The following is a 17,171-nucleotide window of genomic DNA, read 5'->3' as shown; positions in this document are numbered from 1 at the left end:
AAAAAATGAAATACTTATTTCTGGCCTTGGCAATACTGTTTGAAGTCGTAGGTTCAAGTTTCCTGAAAGTTTCTGATGGTTTTTCGAAGGCGATTCCAAGTGCAATTGTTGTTATATCTTATGGAATTTGCTTTTACTTTTTCTCCCTGTCGCTGAAAACGATTAATCTCGGGTTCGCCTATGCAATTTGGGGTGGTTTAGGAATTGTTTTAACGGCCTTAATTTCAGTTTTTATTTTTAAAGAAAAGCTAGATTTAGCGGCAATGGTCGGAATTGCCTTGATTGTTTCTGGGGTGCTGGTGATGAATTTCTTTTCGAAAACAGCCACGCACTGAGTTCGGTCTGAATAATTTTAATGAATCCACAACCTTGCAGATGTTGACCAAACCAAGAATTGCTTTATTGATTGGAATCCTTTGTATTTCAATTTTTCCAGTCATTGTCCGGATGAATTTGACGTCCGGATTAATCTCTGCTTTTTATCGAATGGCGATTGCGACTGTGATCATTTTGCCTTTTGCACTTTACAAGGAAAAACTCAAACTGGAAAATATTAAAATGCTTCTGCCAATGATGGTTTGCGGTATTTTATTTGCGTCTGATATCGCAGTTTGGAATATTTCAATTCAGAATTCTTCGGCTACGCAGGCAACATTGCTCACCAATCTGTCTCCTATTTGGGTAGGTGTTTTCTCGCTATTGTTTCTAAGTTTTCGTCCACGAAAAAGTTTTTGGCTCGGGACGTTGATCGCTCTAATTGGTATGACGGTTTTTGTAGGAGTCGACACGATTCTAAACTTACAGCTGGATTTTGCTTTCTTTCTGGGAGTATTGTCCGGAGTTCTTTATGCCCTGTATATCTTGGTGAGCAAATCGGTTTTAGAAAAATTAGAAGTCATTACTTTTATCACATACAGCATGATTTTTAGTACTATTTTTCTTTTAATCATCAATGTCGCTTTCGGAGAACAGTTTTTTGGATTCTCAAATAAAGCCTGGATCTCCCTTTTTGTTCAGGGAATTGTTTGTCAGTTGATCGCCTGGTTATTGATCAGTTATTCCACACAAAAAATGCGGGCAACCAGAGTTTCGTTAAGTTTATTGAGTCAAGCTATATTCGCTACCATCTTGGCAGCTATCTTTGTTAATGAAAAGATCACCAGTGTTCAGATGATTGGCAGTGTAATTATTTTAGCGGGAATCGCTACAACGTTTTATGAGAAAAACGCAACGGTTAAATTGTAATTTATATTGAAAGTAAATAAGCGCTTCTACTATCTAAGATTAGTTTCAGCTTTAATGAATTAAAATTATAATCGCTAAGTTTGATATATTACAATTAGGTTGCTAGAAATAACCACTTGTAGAAGTAAACTGCCTTCTTTCAATGAAATAAATAATGTTTATGTAATTATCTTATCCACTACAATTATGAAAAATAATATGCAGCAGACCTGTTGTTAATGTGGCTTACTCTATCTTTTTTGACAACGTTAAATTCACACTTGCTTTATTCATATTAAATATCTATATTTGTTAAAAATAATTTAATATGATCTATTCTAAAATCAAATCAGCTTTCATGTTGCTAACAATCACGGGAACTCTTTTAGTTTCGTGTAACAAAACTGAAAAAGAAGTGGTAGTAGATACTCCGGTTGAAACTGAAGCTGTCACTCCTGATGTTGCCAAGCAAGACACCATCAAAATCACTTTAAATGGTAATGATAAGATGCAGTACGACCTTTCAGAAATTGATGTTTATGAAGGACAAACTGTTGTTCTAACGCTGAACCATACCGGTACAATGCCTATGGCTTCAATGGGGCATAACTTTGTACTATTGAAAAATGGTACTGATCTCGAAAAATTCGAGGCAGAAGCAGCGAAAGCTCAGAAAGATGGATATATTCCAGCTGACACAAGCGAAATTATCGCACATACCAAACTACTTGGTGGTGGAGAAAGTGACACAATAACTTTCCAGGCGCCAGAAAAAGGAACGTATGATTTCCTTTGTTCATTCCCAGGACATTATTCTATGATGAAAGGGAAATTCAATGTAAAATAATTTTTAGAGATTTGTAATCTCTTGGATTTTTTAAATAAAAGGATTGGTAAGTTTTTACTGATCCTTTTATTTTTTACGCTCAATTCATTAAAGTCGAATTTCTGCCCAGAAATAATTCAAGTTAATTAGTAAATTATTTAAACTTACAAAAAATAAAATTAAATTTTAGAAATGAAAGAAACGATGTTAATTCTTCACTTTATTGGTTTGGCCATGGGCGTAGGAACCAGTTTTGCGCATATGTTTTTAGGACCTACTTTATCTAAATTAACACTAGCCGAAGCCGAGACATTCAAAACTCAAACGAAAGGTTTAAGTCTTATGGGAACGGTGGGGACCGTTGTGCTACTTGGTTCTGGAATCTATCTCATCATTCCCTATTGGCCCGTCATTTTGACCTTGCCACTTTTAATTGCGAAACTGGTATTATTTGTTGTTTTGGTGGTATTGATCATTCTTATCAACCTCGGAGCCCGGAATAATTATCAAAATCAAGACCTTGCAACTCTAAAGCGGATAGAGCTCCTGGGGAAAATTTCCATGGTTATTGGTGTTGCGATCGTGATTCTCGCGGTTAATGTTTTTAATTAAACAGAACTTTTGAAAGACAAGACCTCATTTATATTGCTTTCAAAAAGTAATACGATGTTTGTCCCACTGAAAGTTAGTTGAGAAATGGAGGACGAATATTTTATTCCGAAAAATCTCCACCTTGATCTTTGGTTCCTGTGTACAATAGATTCATAGGATGGTCTAATTCTTTTTGTTTTATATTGATTTCAGTCCACGCTATATTTTTATCACAGGTGTTGATGGTTTCAAATATTACGGCAGAAAATATATTCTGGATAATTTCGAAAATCATGAGCGCTGAATGATGATTTCAATTAATTTCTCAATCTCATGAGATAATCCCTTAGTTCGGTGTAATTATTGCTCTATCAATTCGCTTTGGATATATTATTAAATATCATACTCATAAGATTAATAAATAATTGCTAAAGTTTTTTTTAATTCTAAATTTGTATTTTTGTACTCAATATCAATCAATTGAAAAAGTATCTGGCCATAATGTTTACGTTCTTCTATTTCGGATTTTCATCCGGGATGGTCTATAACGTGCATTATTGTCTGGATCAAATTTTTGTTTCTTCCACTTCTTCCTCTAAAACATGTGAAATGTGTGGAACCAAAAAAGAAAAGGATTGTTGTAAGAGTGAAATTAAGATCTTGAAAACTGACGTTGCTCAGAAAGCCGATATTTCATTTATAAATAACGCTCCTTTAGTAGCAATTGTTCCTGAAGTTATCTACGCGGAGTTTTTGATGCCTATTGTAGAACGGAATCAATTTTCTGTACAGGTTAACGCGCCACCCGACAAAGCAGAACTTCCTCTCTTTATTTCTTATTGTAATTTTAGAATTTAGAATCGATCCATCGTTTTTCACTTGAAGAATGATGCTCAACTGTGTCCAAATATTTTTTTGGACTTACTCTATTTTAAAACAATCTAAAATTTATTACAATGAAAAAGTTAATTTTCACAACCCTATTCTCTGTATTTTCAATTCTAAACCTGTCGGCTCAAAAGAACGATGCTTCGATTTCAAAACTGTATCAAAACTACCTGAATATTAAAACAGCCTTGGTCTCAGATAATTCTGATGACGCTTCTAAAGCAGCCAATGCTTTTGTTAAATCAGCCTCAATGGTTGATTACAAGGTTTTATCGGAAGGCAATCTAGATGTCTTGAGAAAAGGAGCAAGTACGATCGCAGATAGCAGAAGTATTGAAACGCAGAGAGAATCATTCAATGGTCTTTCTAAAAATATGATTGCACTCACGAAAAATTTTAAACTTGCGGACGATACCGTTTTTGTTCAGTACTGCCCAATGGCAGATGCAAGCTGGTTGAGCGCCGAAAAAGCCGTCAAAAATCCTTATTACGGAAAATCCATGTTGACGTGTGGCAGTGTGAAATCTGAAATAAAGTAAACTACTTTAAGGATGCATGTACTGATTTTCAGATTATTGTAAAGTTGAATAGTTAGTTCATGTTCAAAATTTCAACAACCTTTTCTGAGTCCAACAATCAAAGAAATATAAATTTCTCATTGTTGGTCAGAAGGGTTTAAGGATTTCTTTCACGAGCAATTAATTTAAACATTTTTCAATGAAACACATTTATCATATCCATGGAATGACTTGTGGCGGTTGTCGGGGTCATGTAGAAAAAACACTCTCTAATATAGAAGGAGTTTCAAGCGTTTCTGTAGATTTAGAAAAAGCAGAAGCAAGTATCGAAATGGGTTCTCATATTCCCCTCGAAAAATTTCAGGAAGCTCTGAAAAAAGATGGTGATCAATATACCATTCATAATCCCGGTGAACATCACCATATTGAACCGAAACAAGAAAAACCGAAAGTAAAAGGAAACGGAACTTTCTACTGCCCAATGCACTGCGAAGGTGAGAAAACGTACGACAAAGCGGGCGATTGTCCGGTCTGCGGAATGGATCTGGTAGAAGAACAAAAAGTAAGCAGTTCGAATTCGGAACAATGGACTTGTCCAATGCATCCCGAAATTATCAGGGATGAACCTGGAGCATGTCCTATTTGTGGGATGGATCTGGTACCGATGCAACCTGATATTTCTGCGGAAGAAAAGACCTATAAAAAATTACTGAAGAAATTATGGATTGCCAGTATTTTTACTTTACCCATTTTTTTAATGGCAATGAGTGAAATGATTCCAAACAATCCTTTGTACAAGTTGATGGAGCAAAAATACTGGAACTGGGTTCAGTTTGCTTTGTCCATTCCAGTTGTGTTTTATGCAACCTGGATGTTTTTTGAACGTGCTTATAAAAGTATCAAGACCTGGAATCTTAATATGTTTACATTGATTGGAATTGGCGCTGGAGCCGCTTTCCTTTTTAGTGTTTTTGGAATGTTTTTCCCGGATATTTTCCCGCAGCAATTTAAATCGCATACTGGAGCAGTTCACGTTTATTTTGAGGCAGCCACGGTGATTTTGACGTTAGTTTTACTGGGACAGGTATTAGAAGCAAGAGCACACAGCAAAACAAATTCTGCAGTTAAAGAATTATTAAAACTCGCACCGAACCGTGCCATTAGAGTTAAAGACGGAGTTGAAGAAGAAGTGACCATTGAACAAATAGTTTTAGGTGACATCCTTCGGGTAAAACCGGGTGAAAAAATTCCCGTGGATGGTGCCATTACAGAGGGTGAAACTTCGGTGGATGAGTCGATGATCACGGGTGAACCGATTCCTGTAACCAAATCAATAGACGACCAAGTAAGTAGCGGAACCATTAATGGTAACCAATCATTTTTAATGAAAGCCGAGAAAGTGGGATCAGACACTTTACTGTCTCAAATTGTGGAAATGGTCAATAACGCCAGTCGCAGTCGTGCCCCAATCCAGAAATTAGCCGATACCGTTTCGGGTTATTTTGTGCCAATTGTTGTACTAATTTCTGTTATTACTTTCATCGTATGGGCAATCTTTGGTCCACAACCGGTTTATGTTTATGCTTTTGTTAATGCGATTGCAGTTCTTATTATAGCCTGTCCTTGTGCTTTAGGATTAGCAACACCCATGTCTGTAATGGTCGGTGTTGGTAAAGGTGCCCAAAATGGAGTGCTTATCAAAAACGCGGAAGCTTTAGAAAAAATGGATAAGGTGGATACTTTAATCATTGATAAAACAGGAACCATCACGGAGGGAAAACCAACCGTTGAAAAAATAGGAGTTTTCGGAGATCAATTTACAGAAAAAGAGGTTTTACAATTCATTGTTTCTTTGAATAAAATGAGTGAACATCCATTAGCAGATGCTACTGTAAAGTATGGAAAAGAACAAAATATAGAAATTATTAATGCTGAAAATTTTAGTGCAGTTACAGGCAAAGGAGTTGAAGGGAAAGTCAACGACAAAAAAATCGATCTGGGTAATGCCAAGATGATGGAATATGCGAAGGCTGAAATTACCTCTGAAATGGAAACTGAAGCCCAGAATTTTCAGAAGCAGGGTAAAACAGTTTCGTACTTATCTGTAGAGGGAAAAGTTGCCGGATACGTCGTTATTGGTGACAAAATAAAACCAACCAGTGCAAAAGCAATTAAAGAATTAATGGAAAAGGGCATTGATGTCATCATGCTTACGGGTGACAATCATGATACTGCACAAGCGGTTGCAAAAGAACTCAATCTTGTCCATTTTAAAGCCGGAATGTTACCTGAAAATAAACTGCAGGAAGTAGAAAAACTTCAGCAAAGCGGGAAAATTGTAGCAATGGCAGGAGACGGAATTAATGATGCTCCTGCCTTAGCCAAAAGTGATGTCGGAATCGCTATGGGAACCGGAACTGATGTTGCCATTGAAAGCGGGATGATCACATTGGTACAAGGTGATTTGCACGGAATTGTAAAAGCAAGAAACCTAAGTGATGCCGTAATGAAGAATATCAAACAAAACTTATTTTTCGCTTTAGGTTATAATATATTAGGAATCCCAATTGCAGCTGGCGTTTTATTTCCAGTTTTTGGAATCCTTTTATCGCCCATGATTGCAGCGCTGGCGATGAGTTTCAGTTCCGTATCAGTAATCGGCAATTCATTACGTTTAAAAAACATTAAAATTTAAAAATAAAATAATGGAAAATTCAATGGACCACTCAAAAAGTAACGTGTATACCAAATTTGTTTTAATGCTTGCTGCCTCATTTGTAGCGATGTACATTACCATGTATCTCAATACCTATGAACTGGATCATGTTTATTTCAGCATGACCAGATTTTATATGGTATGTCTTGGGATCTCTGCTATGGCTTTGATCATGTTCTTTTTTATGCGAAAAATGTATCAAAATAAGCAGAAAAACCTTGGAATAATAGTGGGAAGTGTAGGTTTGTTTTTCGCTGCACTCGGTTTGGTTCGCGAGCAAAGTCCTGTCGTAGGTGATGTTCTTTGGATGAAAGGAATGATTCCTCACCATTCAATCGCCATACTAACAAGTGAACGTGCAGATATCAAGGATCCTGAAGTTAAAAAACTAGCAGACGATATCATTAAAGCGCAAAGAAAAGAAATAGAAGAAATGAAAACAATGATAAAAAGATTAGAGAATGAAAAATAAGATACCCAACATTTTAAAATTATGCACGCTTCTTTTTCTAGTCGTGTCGGTTCAGGGATTTTCTCAGGACCATACTATGCATATGGAGAAGAAAGCGGATTCAAAAAACGAGGCTACCGGAAAAATTTCTTTTGGTGGAAAAACAGTTCGTTATGATCTGTACGTAAAAGACACGCTTGTTAATTTTAGCGGAAAACCCGCTAGAGCCATTTCGACGAATGGAAAATTGCAGGCACCCACTTTATATTTTAAAGAAGGCGACACGGCAGAAATTTACCTTCACAACCAGTTGAAAGAAAACACAGGTCTTCACTGGCACGGCGTAATTCTTCCCAATGAAATGGATGGGGTTCCCTACTTGACTACGAAAGAAGTGAAACCCGGTGAAACGCATTTGTATAAATTCCGTATTTCTCAAAATGGTACTTATTGGTACCATTCTCATGAGGGAACTCAAGAGCAGATTGGAATGAATGGCATTTTGGTTTTCCAAAAAAGAGATGGTCAGCCCGACAAAAAATTCGATGCTGATATTCCGGTTCTTCTTGGAGAATGGACGGATGAAAATCCAAAACAAATTATGCGTCGTCTGCATATGGATCAGGGAGATTATTGGTCAGTGAAAAAGGGAACAGTTCAAAGCTATTCCGAAGCGGCGAAAGTTGATCATTTCGGCACCAAACTTCTGAATGAATGGAAACGAATGGAAGCCATGGATGTGAGTGATGTTTACTACAATAACTTTCTGATCAATGGTCAAATTTCCTCGGATTATAAAAATTTGAAAGCTGGTGATAAAGTTCATCTGCGCGTTGTTAATGGTGGATCTTCGTCTTATTTCTGGTTAAATTATGGTGGCGGAAAGTTCACTGTAATTGGCAATGACGGGAACGAAGTGGAACCCGTGGAGGTTGACCGATTGATTGTTGGCGTTTCTGAAACCTACGATATTGTAGTGACTATCCCCGAAAATAAAAGTTTTGAATTTCGTGCCACGTCGGAAGATAGGCAAGGTCACGCATCGCTATATTTAGGAGATGGAGAAAAAATTGGTGCACCAAATCTGCCAAAATTAATGCTTTTTGAAGGTATGAAAATGATGAATGGCATGATGAAAATGAGCGGTGATATGAAACCGATGACCATGACGATGGGAAATCAGATGATGGACATGAATGAAGTGATGTATCCCGAAATTCCAGAGAGTCAAAGAATGGAGACCATGAAACACATGAATGAAATGATGGGGATGAAGGAGAAATCTTCAGAGATGGAAATGGATCACAGCAAGATGGATCACGGAGCGATGGATATGAAAGCGGACATGAATAAAGATTCCAAGGAAATAGATCACAGCAAAATGGATCACGGCGAAATGAAAATGGATGCTGACAAAGAAGTTGATCACAGTAAAATGGATCACAGCAAAATGGAGATGAACTCTGATATGAAAATGAAAGATGATAAAATGGATCACAGTATGCATAATATGGATGAGTCTGATTCGAAAACGATCAAACGACTGAGTTACAATATGCTGAAATCTCCATTTAAAACAATCTTGCCTGATGACAATGTCAAAGAATTAAATTTCACTTTAGAAGGAAATATGCGGAACTACCTGTGGACTTTGGATAATAAAACGGTAGCCGAAAGTGACAAAATTTTAATTAAAAAAGGTCAGGTTGTACGAATTACGATGTATAATAATTCGATGATGCGTCATCCGATGCACCTTCACGGCCACGATTTCCGTTTGATAAATTCCAAAGGAGAATATTCGCCGCTGAAAAATGTGGTCGATATGGCGCCCATGGAAACCAATACCATCGAGTTCGCCGCGAATCAGGACGGTGACTGGTTTTTCCATTGTCATATCCTTTATCACATGATGGGCGGAATGGGAAAAGTTTTCGAGTATGAAAATTCAGCACCTAATCCGCAGTTACCAAATAAAGAAGCAGCTTACAGAAAATTTTTGAAAACGAATCAGATGATCAGCACTAAAGCGATGTTGGATGTGGCTTCTAATAAATTACATCTTGAAAATATGACCATGGTTGGTGCGCGTTGGATGAATGTTAATGAGTTTCACAGCAACTACAAATTTGATCATTATGAAGGAAGTGTAAAAGTTGGACGCTTTCTCGGTAAATACCAGTGGGCAATGCCTTACGTCGGTTTCAGAACTCAGAAAACCCACGACCTGGCAAAAACCTGGTTCGGACAAAATGTAATGCCGCAAAATGAAAATGTAGCGATTGCGGGGATTCGGTATATTTTACCATTTTTGGTTACAGCCGATGCTAACGTTGATCACAATGGGAAAGTACGCTTGGAATTAGGCAGAGAAGGAATTCCGATCTCTCCAAGAATTCGCGGAAGTTTTGCCGTCAATTCTGATAAAGAATTTGATTTTGGACTAAAATATATAGTGCAAAAATGGGTTTCAATATCTACAAACTATGATAGTGAGTTTGGGTTTGGAGCAGGTTTGACTTTTATGTATTAAATTCTGCGATCTGCATTATTATCAGCCGCCTTATCGCTAAGGCGGCTTTTATTTTTTAACAGCAATTTGTTCACCCATTTTTATGGTCGTTTCCAGGCCGTTTGCTGTATTGGTCAATAAATCAGCATCAATTTTAATTTGATCTTTTTCAAACAACAGAACTACTGTAGAACCGCCAAATTTGAAATATCCTTTTTCTTGCCCTTTTTTTACCGTCGTACCCGAGTAGGTTTGAACCATGCTTCCAACCATTGTGGCACCAACTTCTACCATAACAACATCGCCGAAAATTGGACTTTTTATAATACCATATTCTCTTTTATTAAGCCAAAAAATTTCCGCTTTTTTACGAAGAGCCAAAGGATTGACCGAGTAGTAATCACCATCGATTTTAAGATTTGAAGATGAGGTCGTCCCACTTACCGGAAAATGATATCGGTGATAATCTGGTGGTGCAAGGCGAAAAACGATCATGGATCCGTCCTTGTATTTTTGAGCTAATTCGGTATTGTCTAAAAATGAGTTAACATTAAACCGAAAACCTTTGATATAAAAATCGGAATTGCTAACGTTCTCGTAGGCTAAAATTTTACCATCGGCCGGAGAAGCTACTGCCAATGAATCTGAAACGATTGGTCTTGCTTCCAGTTTAAGCTGCCGAATAAAAAAGTCATTGAAACTTTTGAAGTTCTGTTTCTGAGCAATAGTAATATCAACATCATACTCTTCTATAAACGGCACGATCTTGTCGGCAGAGGCTGGCTTTTCCATTTGATCACCGTAAAGAGAAGTCACTATTTTTCGTTTTGCGATGGTCCATAAAGTAGCTTCGCCGACAGGATTATGATACAGCCAATCCAGCCATTTTTCGCCGTACACATTTTCAATTTGAACTTGTCCGGTTTCTCTATCAATATATTTGATCGGTTTTTGGGCTGGAACCGGAAAAACAGCGAGCAGGAAAATAAGCGCTAAAATGAACCAGATGATCGTCCATTTCTTATTTGGTTTTTTAAATTTCATCGTATTAAATTACTTGAAGATCAATTTTTTTTCAAATTTAAACCTATTTTCTGTAAACAAAAGATTCTTCTGCATATTGCTAATTAATTAAATTACATTGACTGGCAAATGAAGTAACAAAGACGAGAGTATAAATGAGAAACAAATTGCGCCCCGGATTGAGCGGTTTGTTTGAGCTCTTTTTTTGCAAACCAGCTTTGAATCTAAACGACAATGACTTGCAAAAAAAAGCGAGCCGTGAAAGCCGGAAATGTGCGCCCAAAATAACAGTCAGAAAAATAAGATTCTGTGCGTTTAATGAGGCGTTCAAAAATTTGAAAGGATATGCTTCCTATCTTCTCAAATTTTCTTAAATTTGTCCATCTTTATAAAAAATAAATATCTAATTAAAATATTATGAATCTTCACGAGTACCAATCAAAAGAAATTTTGGCAAAATACGGAGTTAACATCCAAAGAGGTTTTATCGCTAACACTGTGGAAGAAGCAGAAGCAGCAGCGAAAAAACTGACTGAAATGAACGGCAACGAAGGCTGGGTTGTTAAAGCACAGGTTCACGCAGGTGGACGTGGTAAAGGCGGTGGCGTTAAGTTTTCTCCGAACATGGAAAAACTGAAAGAAAATGCTGGAAACATCATTGGAATGCAGTTGGTTACTCCACAAACTTCTGCGGAAGGGAAAAAAGTGAACTTCGTTTTGGTAGCGGAAGATGTTTATTATCCAGGAGAAACTGAAACCAAAGAGTTTTATGTTTCGATCCTTTTAGACAGAGCGCAAGGTAAAAATATGATCGTTTATTCTACCGAAGGTGGAATGGATATTGAGCACGTTGCAGAAGTAACTCCTCATTTAATTCATAACGAAACAGTTGATCCTTCAGTTGGATTGCAAGGTTTTCAGGCGAGAAAGATCGCGTTCAACTTAGGTTTAACGGGAGCTGCTCATAAAGATTTCGTAAAATTTATCGCTTCACTTTACAACGCTTATGTTGGAATCGACGCTTCACTTTTCGAAATCAACCCGGTTTTAAAAACTTCTGACAATAAAATTATCGCTGTTGACGCTAAAGTTTCTTTAGATGATAACGCATTATTTCGTCACAAAGATTTGGCAGAATTAAGAGATACAAGAGAAGAAGATGCTACCGATGTTGAAGCTGGTGAAGCTGGTTTGAACTTCGTGAAGTTGGATGGTGACGTTGCCTGTATGGTCAACGGTGCTGGTCTTGCAATGGCGACGATGGACATCATTAAATTATCTGGTGGTAACCCAGCGAATTTCTTAGACGTTGGTGGTACGGCTGATGCAGAAAGAGTTCAGAAAGCTTTCGGAATTATCCTGAAGGACGAGAACGTAAAAGCAATTTTGATCAACATCTTCGGTGGAATCGTTCGTTGCGACCGCGTGGCTCAAGGGATCGTAGATGCTTACAAAGCAATGGGAAGCCTTCCAGTTCCGTTGATCGTGAGATTGCAAGGAACTAATGCAGTTGAAGCAAAACAATTGATCGATGATTCTGGTTTACCGGTTCATTCAGTGATCACTTTGGAAGAAGCTGCTAATAAAGTAAAAGAAGTTTTAGGTCACTAAGATTTTCAAAATATATTAAGAAACCGTCTCGTCAGATTTTTGACGAGACGGTTTTTTTGTCTAATTATTTATCCTTTAAATTTGAGTAATTTAAATTTTATATAATCAATATAAACCCGTGTGTGATGGTAAATGTAAAAACATTATGGTCTAATTTAATCATAAATTGATCGAAGTTATTGATTCGTTGTGATTTGTGCATTAGCTAGGTTTGGGATTTAACTATCTTTACCAATTAAAGATCGAGATGAAATACACCTTACTATTATTAGTGTTTTCTTTTATTGGATGCACATCACAAGCTTTGAATTCCGGAAAAACGCCGATTGCATTTGAAGATGTTTATCATTATCCGTATCAGTTGATTTCAGAAAAATTTGAAATTATTGAAACTCACGAAAGGATGGATGAAGTTTTCTCAATCATTCATAAAAATTCGGTTGGCAATCGCTTGGCTCCAATTCCAGGCATTACAGACACAGAGTCTTATTTGATTTTTAAATCTGTTTTGAAAAATAGTAATGATGTGGAGATTGAGGAAATGTATCTGCAAAACGATATTCTCTATATTAAGGTAAGGGAGTTTGAAAATCCTCAATTGGCTAACACATACAGAGTAGCACCTGATATTCTGGTCAAATTATTAAAAAAAGTTTCTATAAAAACAATAATCTTTATTAATCTTTAAATCACAAACTCAAATGAAAACAAAATTCCTTACTCTTTTATGCTTATTGATAGCAATGATGGGTTTTGCCCAAAACTACTGGACGAAAACTTCCAATGTGGCCAAAGATAATCTTGCCCAACGATGGGTTCAACCAAAACAATTTTCTGCTTATAAAGTTGATTTGAATAAAATTAAAAGCGATTTGTCTAAAGTTCCACAACGGTTTTCTGAAGATCAAAGTCACACGCTTTCATTTCCGGGAGCCGATGGTCAATACAATCAATACATTATACAGGAAGCGCCAGTGATGTCGGCCGAACTTCAGGCTAAATTCCCTGAGATCAGATCTTATGTTGGATGGCAGAAAAGCAATCCGCAAAATACAATTCGTTTCAGTGTAACCCCTGAAGTTGGAATCAGCGCCATGTTTTTCGATGGCTGGAATGTTAGTTATTTAGATCAACTCACCACCGATAATTCGCAATACATCTTATATAAAAGAGATGATTTACCTGCCAACGACCGAATTTTCTCCTGCGATGTTGAAGGTTTGAAAAATGAATTGCTGGAAGATTTAGGAGGTAAAGTTCCGCTGGTTTCAGATGGACAGTTCCGCACGTACAGACTTGCGTTATCTGGAACTGCAGAATATACCGCCTTTCATGGTGGAACGGTAGCGAAAGCTTTAGCAGCAATGGCGGTGACCATGACTCGCGTGAATGGAATTTATGAAAAAACAATATCGGTGACGATGGTGATGATTCCTAATAATGAACTCATCGTTTATACCGACGCAGAAAAAGATCCATTTACCAACGGAAATCCAAATTCTATGATTACCCAAAATGTGACCAATACCAATGCGGTAATTGGGTCCGCAAATTATGACATTGGGCACGTCTTCGGTACTAATAGTGGCGGACTCGCTGGTTTGGGTGTTGTTTGTACAGCGAATAAAGCAAGAGGCGTTACGGGTTCTGGAGCACCAGTTAATGATCCTTTTGATATTGATTATGTGGCGCATGAAATTGGACATCAGTTTGGGGCGAATCACACTTTTAGAGCGAGTACTGGTTCTTGCGGTGGAAACGCGAACAATGGAACAGCGTATGAAGTGGGAAGTGGAAGTACGATTATGGCATATGCGGGAATTTGTGGAGTTAATAATGTTCAGTTAAATAGTGACGCTTATTTTCATTCAGCAAGCGTCAATGAAATGTACACCGTGATCAGAAGAGCAGCAGACTGCTCCGTGAAATTATCAAATAACAATCAGGTTCCAACGGCTGATGCAGGTTTGGATTATACGATTCCGAAAGGAACTGCTTTTGTTTTGAAGGGCGTTGGGACAGATCCAGACAATGATCCACTTACCTACTTGTGGGAACAGTTAGATAATACGAGCAATACTCAACCGCCAGTTGCGACAGCTACTTCCGGTCCGGTTTACCGCTCCATCACGCCGTCGGTATTGCCTACAAGATATTTCCCAGTATTGAGTTCTGTTTTTGCAAATAACTTGGTTCCGAAATGGGAAGTTACGCCAGGTGTTGCCAGAAATCTTAATTTTTCTCTTTTAGTTAATGATGATAAAGTAACTGGTAATCAGTCTTCCAGAGATCAAACGCTCATCACCGTTTCGAATGCAGGACCTTTCAAAGTAACGTCTCAAACTACTAATACCGAATATGATGGTTCTGTGCCTTTGGCCATAACTTGGGATGTTGCAGGAACAGATCTTGCTCCGGTAAATACTCAAAATGTTCAGGTGCTTTTGACCAGAGATGGCGGAGTGAGTTTTGAAGTTCTGGCAGAAAGTATTCCTAATACAGGTGCAGCAAATGTGGATTTACCTAATGAAAATATAGCGACAGCCAGAATCATGATAAAAGCAGTTGATAATATTTACTTCGCTGTGAATTCTTCTAATTTCAAAGTGAAGCAAGGAGTTTTAGCGACAGTTGAGGGAAAGTTAAAAGGTATTTCAATTTATCCAAACCCCGCTAAGAATGAAGTAAACGTTATATTGAACAAAGGCGAGGCTGCAAAATATATGATTTACGATTTGTCGGGCAGATTGGTGAATTCGGGCAATGTAACCGCAGATGGTAAAATTAATGTCGAGAGATTATCGACGGGCAATTATGTTTTGTCCATCCAGTTGAAGAATGGCGATAAAATGAATGAGAAATTAATGATTAAAAAATAATTTAAAAAAGTAATAATGTGGAAGGGTGTTGATTAATCAGCATCCTTTTCTTATTAAAATTAATATCTTAAACTTTTTCAAAACGGGGTTTAAGTTTTGAAATAAAGACCAAAACGTGCATATTTGTGGGATGATGGGAATATTAAGATTTTTACAATGAAGAAGTATGTTTGGTTGGCGGTAGTTATCGTTATAATTTATAGTGGCCAGTCCTTTTTTCTGTCCGCGGGCGGAATTGGTGCCGACAGTCTTTCTTATTTTGGAATAGCCTCTGACTTTCCCAAATTGATCACCAATCTTTTCCCTTTAGGTTTTCCAGCTTTAATTAAAGTTTTCCATTCTGTTTTTCAGGATTATTTTTGGGCTTCAAAGGTTCTGAACGTTTTGATGGTCATCGGTATTCTTCTGTTTTCTTATTTCAAGCAATTTTATTTTAGAGAAACGGTTCTATTATTCACTGGAAAAACGCTTTTCTTTGCCTTAAATATTGTTTCTTCAGAAGGACCTTTTATTTTTCTGCTTTATTTTTTAATTTATTTCTTTTATGAGAAATTTAAGGAAAAGATCAAATCAGGAACATTTGTTTTTTGTGCGTCCATTTTAATGGTTCTGTTATTCACCGTACGATATTCTGGGATTTATATTTATTTGGGAGTTGGACTTTTCTGGTTGCTTATGGTTATGAGAGGAAAACATTTATCTATTAAGAATGATTTGCTGAAATTTTTAGTCGTTTCTGGAATTGGCATTGCGGGTTATTTAAGTTTTAATTTTTTCACTTTCGGAAGTTTTACCGGTGAGCATCTTCGGGGCGTGCCCGCACAATATTATCCGGTTTATATTTTCCGGGATATCTTGGGAATGACCAATGTTGTCGATCCGTTTATTGGGTTGAAGCCTTCCTCTAATAGTTTTTTCAGCCTCGCTTTTCAGGTGGGTCTCATGATCGTCGATTTCGTTTTGTTGGGTTATTTGATCAGACTGTACCGAAGCAGGAAAGATTTAATTAAGGTAGAATTTCATTATCTCCTTTGGTTAATGGCAGGAACTTACACCATCGCACTTTTTATATCCGGACTTTTTCAACAGATTGAAGAGATGAATGTCAGAATGCTGGCTGCTGCTAATTTTTGTCTGTTCTTTTCATTCCTATTAATTTATTTCAAAGACTTAAAATCTGATCGATTGATCTTTAGACTTGGATGTTTCTTTTTAGGTTTTTTAACTTTATACAGTTTAAAAAGTCCAGACCATTATTTGAAGAATAAAGAGAAGATCGCGCAGCAAATGCCCAAATTCAGTGGTAAGAAATATTTATTTGATAACGAGCAGGATCAAAAAGTAACCACAACTTATCACGTTCCCATTCTTAAAAAATCCTTTCAATATCAACATACCAATGCTCAGCGAGGTTTTATCAAACAAAGCATCGCGGGAACAATAAATCCCAACATCAAATGGTTGAAATACGATACCATTCCAGATAAATCTTTAATTCTCTATACGTCTGAGCTTGTGTTAGAATAGCGATACATTGTAGGATCATTAAGGGTTTGCAGTGATATAGATTTTAATTAATAAATTGCATTTGTGGGTTAAGAAATAATTTCATACTTTTGCCCCCTAAAATAAAAAGCAATTTAATGCCTACTATTCAACAATTAGTAAGAAAAGGAAGAGTCTCGCTTGCCAAGAAGAGCAAATCGGCGGCCCTTGAATCTTGTCCCCAAAGACGAGGTGTATGTACAAGAGTATACACCACAACTCCAAAGAAACCTAACTCTGCACTTAGAAAAGTTGCAAGGGTAAGACTTTCTAATGGTAAAGAAGTTAACGCCTATATCCCGGGCGAAGGACACAATCTTCAAGAGCACTCGATAGTATTGGTTAGAGGCGGAAGGGTGAAAGACCTACCGGGAGTACGTTATCACA

At 37.2% G+C, this 17,171-nt stretch carries 16 protein-coding genes; 14 read left to right on the top strand and 2 right to left on the bottom strand.

The window, feature by feature from the left end; genetic code table 11:
• Window positions 1–5: 5 nt before the first annotated feature.
• The 4 genes from ACEYOS_RS14895 (at window position 6) to ACEYOS_RS14880 (ending at window position 2,662) form a co-directional block, all read left to right on the top strand.
• On the top strand, window positions 6–335 hold the full coding sequence (locus ACEYOS_RS14895) for a multidrug efflux SMR transporter (protein WP_373709884.1): 330 nt from the start codon (window positions 6–8) through the stop codon (window positions 333–335).
• Between the two features lie 40 nt (window positions 336–375).
• Complete coding sequence (locus ACEYOS_RS14890; protein ID WP_373709883.1) at window positions 376–1,245, top strand: DMT family transporter; 870 nt, start codon at window positions 376–378, stop codon at window positions 1,243–1,245.
• Window positions 1,246–1,552: 307 nt separating this feature from the next.
• Complete coding sequence (gene azu / locus ACEYOS_RS14885; protein WP_373709882.1) at window positions 1,553–2,071, top strand: azurin; 519 nt, start codon at window positions 1,553–1,555, stop codon at window positions 2,069–2,071.
• A 183-nt stretch (window positions 2,072–2,254) separates the two neighbouring features.
• Window positions 2,255–2,662, top strand: a complete 408-nt coding sequence (locus tag ACEYOS_RS14880; RefSeq protein WP_373797607.1) for a hypothetical protein — start codon at window positions 2,255–2,257, stop codon at window positions 2,660–2,662.
• 100 nt (window positions 2,663–2,762) lie between these two features.
• Here the strand turns inward: ACEYOS_RS14880 and ACEYOS_RS14875 are convergent, their stop codons facing one another.
• On the bottom strand, window positions 2,763–2,936 hold the full coding sequence (locus tag ACEYOS_RS14875; protein WP_164467874.1) for a hypothetical protein: 174 nt from the start codon (window positions 2,934–2,936) through the stop codon (window positions 2,763–2,765).
• Window positions 2,937–3,121: 185 nt separating this feature from the next.
• On the opposite strand from ACEYOS_RS14875, the gene ACEYOS_RS14870 reads away from it, so the two are divergent.
• The 5 genes from ACEYOS_RS14870 (at window position 3,122) to ACEYOS_RS14850 (ending at window position 9,747) form a co-directional block, all read left to right on the top strand.
• Window positions 3,122–3,499 (top strand): hypothetical protein, encoded by a 378-nt coding sequence (locus ACEYOS_RS14870; RefSeq protein ID WP_373709881.1) that lies wholly within the window; start codon window positions 3,122–3,124, stop codon window positions 3,497–3,499.
• A gap of 98 nt (window positions 3,500–3,597) precedes the next feature.
• On the top strand, window positions 3,598–4,068 hold the full coding sequence (locus ACEYOS_RS14865) for a DUF3347 domain-containing protein (protein WP_125024615.1): 471 nt from the start codon (window positions 3,598–3,600) through the stop codon (window positions 4,066–4,068).
• 178 nt (window positions 4,069–4,246) lie between these two features.
• Window positions 4,247–6,742, top strand: coding sequence for a heavy metal translocating P-type ATPase (locus tag ACEYOS_RS14860; RefSeq protein ID WP_373709880.1), 2,496 nt, complete (start codon window positions 4,247–4,249; stop codon window positions 6,740–6,742).
• A 10-nt stretch (window positions 6,743–6,752) separates the two neighbouring features.
• Window positions 6,753–7,235: a DUF305 domain-containing protein gene (locus ACEYOS_RS14855; RefSeq protein ID WP_125025503.1), complete on the top strand. Its 483-nt coding sequence runs from the start codon at window positions 6,753–6,755 to the stop codon at window positions 7,233–7,235.
• 82 nt (window positions 7,236–7,317) lie between these two features.
• Window positions 7,318–9,747, top strand: coding sequence for a multicopper oxidase domain-containing protein (locus tag ACEYOS_RS14850; RefSeq protein WP_373747904.1), 2,430 nt, complete (start codon window positions 7,318–7,320; stop codon window positions 9,745–9,747).
• 48 nt (window positions 9,748–9,795) lie between these two features.
• Here ACEYOS_RS14850 and ACEYOS_RS14845 read toward each other — a convergent pair whose 3' ends face one another.
• A complete protein-coding gene (locus ACEYOS_RS14845) occupies window positions 9,796–10,770 on the bottom strand; it encodes a phosphatidylserine decarboxylase (protein ID WP_373708951.1) in 975 nt (324 codons plus the stop codon).
• Between the two features lie 396 nt (window positions 10,771–11,166).
• Here ACEYOS_RS14845 and sucC point away from each other — a divergent pair, with 396 nt between their 5' ends.
• From sucC to rpsL, 5 genes are all read left to right on the top strand, one after another.
• Window positions 11,167–12,360, top strand: a complete 1,194-nt coding sequence (gene sucC, locus ACEYOS_RS14840) for an ADP-forming succinate--CoA ligase subunit beta (RefSeq protein WP_373708952.1) — start codon at window positions 11,167–11,169, stop codon at window positions 12,358–12,360.
• A 247-nt stretch (window positions 12,361–12,607) separates the two neighbouring features.
• On the top strand, window positions 12,608–13,048 hold the full coding sequence (locus ACEYOS_RS14835; protein ID WP_373708953.1) for a hypothetical protein: 441 nt from the start codon (window positions 12,608–12,610) through the stop codon (window positions 13,046–13,048).
• Window positions 13,049–13,061: 13 nt separating this feature from the next.
• Window positions 13,062–15,239: a reprolysin-like metallopeptidase gene (locus ACEYOS_RS14830; RefSeq protein WP_373708954.1), complete on the top strand. Its 2,178-nt coding sequence runs from the start codon at window positions 13,062–13,064 to the stop codon at window positions 15,237–15,239.
• Between the two features lie 156 nt (window positions 15,240–15,395).
• On the top strand, window positions 15,396–16,766 hold the full coding sequence (locus ACEYOS_RS14825) for a hypothetical protein (protein ID WP_373708955.1): 1,371 nt from the start codon (window positions 15,396–15,398) through the stop codon (window positions 16,764–16,766).
• A 116-nt stretch (window positions 16,767–16,882) separates the two neighbouring features.
• A partial coding sequence (rpsL, locus tag ACEYOS_RS14820; RefSeq protein ID WP_373797606.1) for a 30S ribosomal protein S12 occupies window positions 16,883–17,171 on the top strand: 289 nt, incomplete at its 3' end.

The sequence above is a fragment of the Kaistella sp. genome (genome assembly GCF_041824135.1).
Classification (GTDB): domain Bacteria; phylum Bacteroidota; class Bacteroidia; order Flavobacteriales; family Weeksellaceae; genus Kaistella.
The sequence above is the reverse complement of the archived record's forward strand: the minus strand, read 5'-3'. Positions and strand labels throughout refer to the sequence as shown.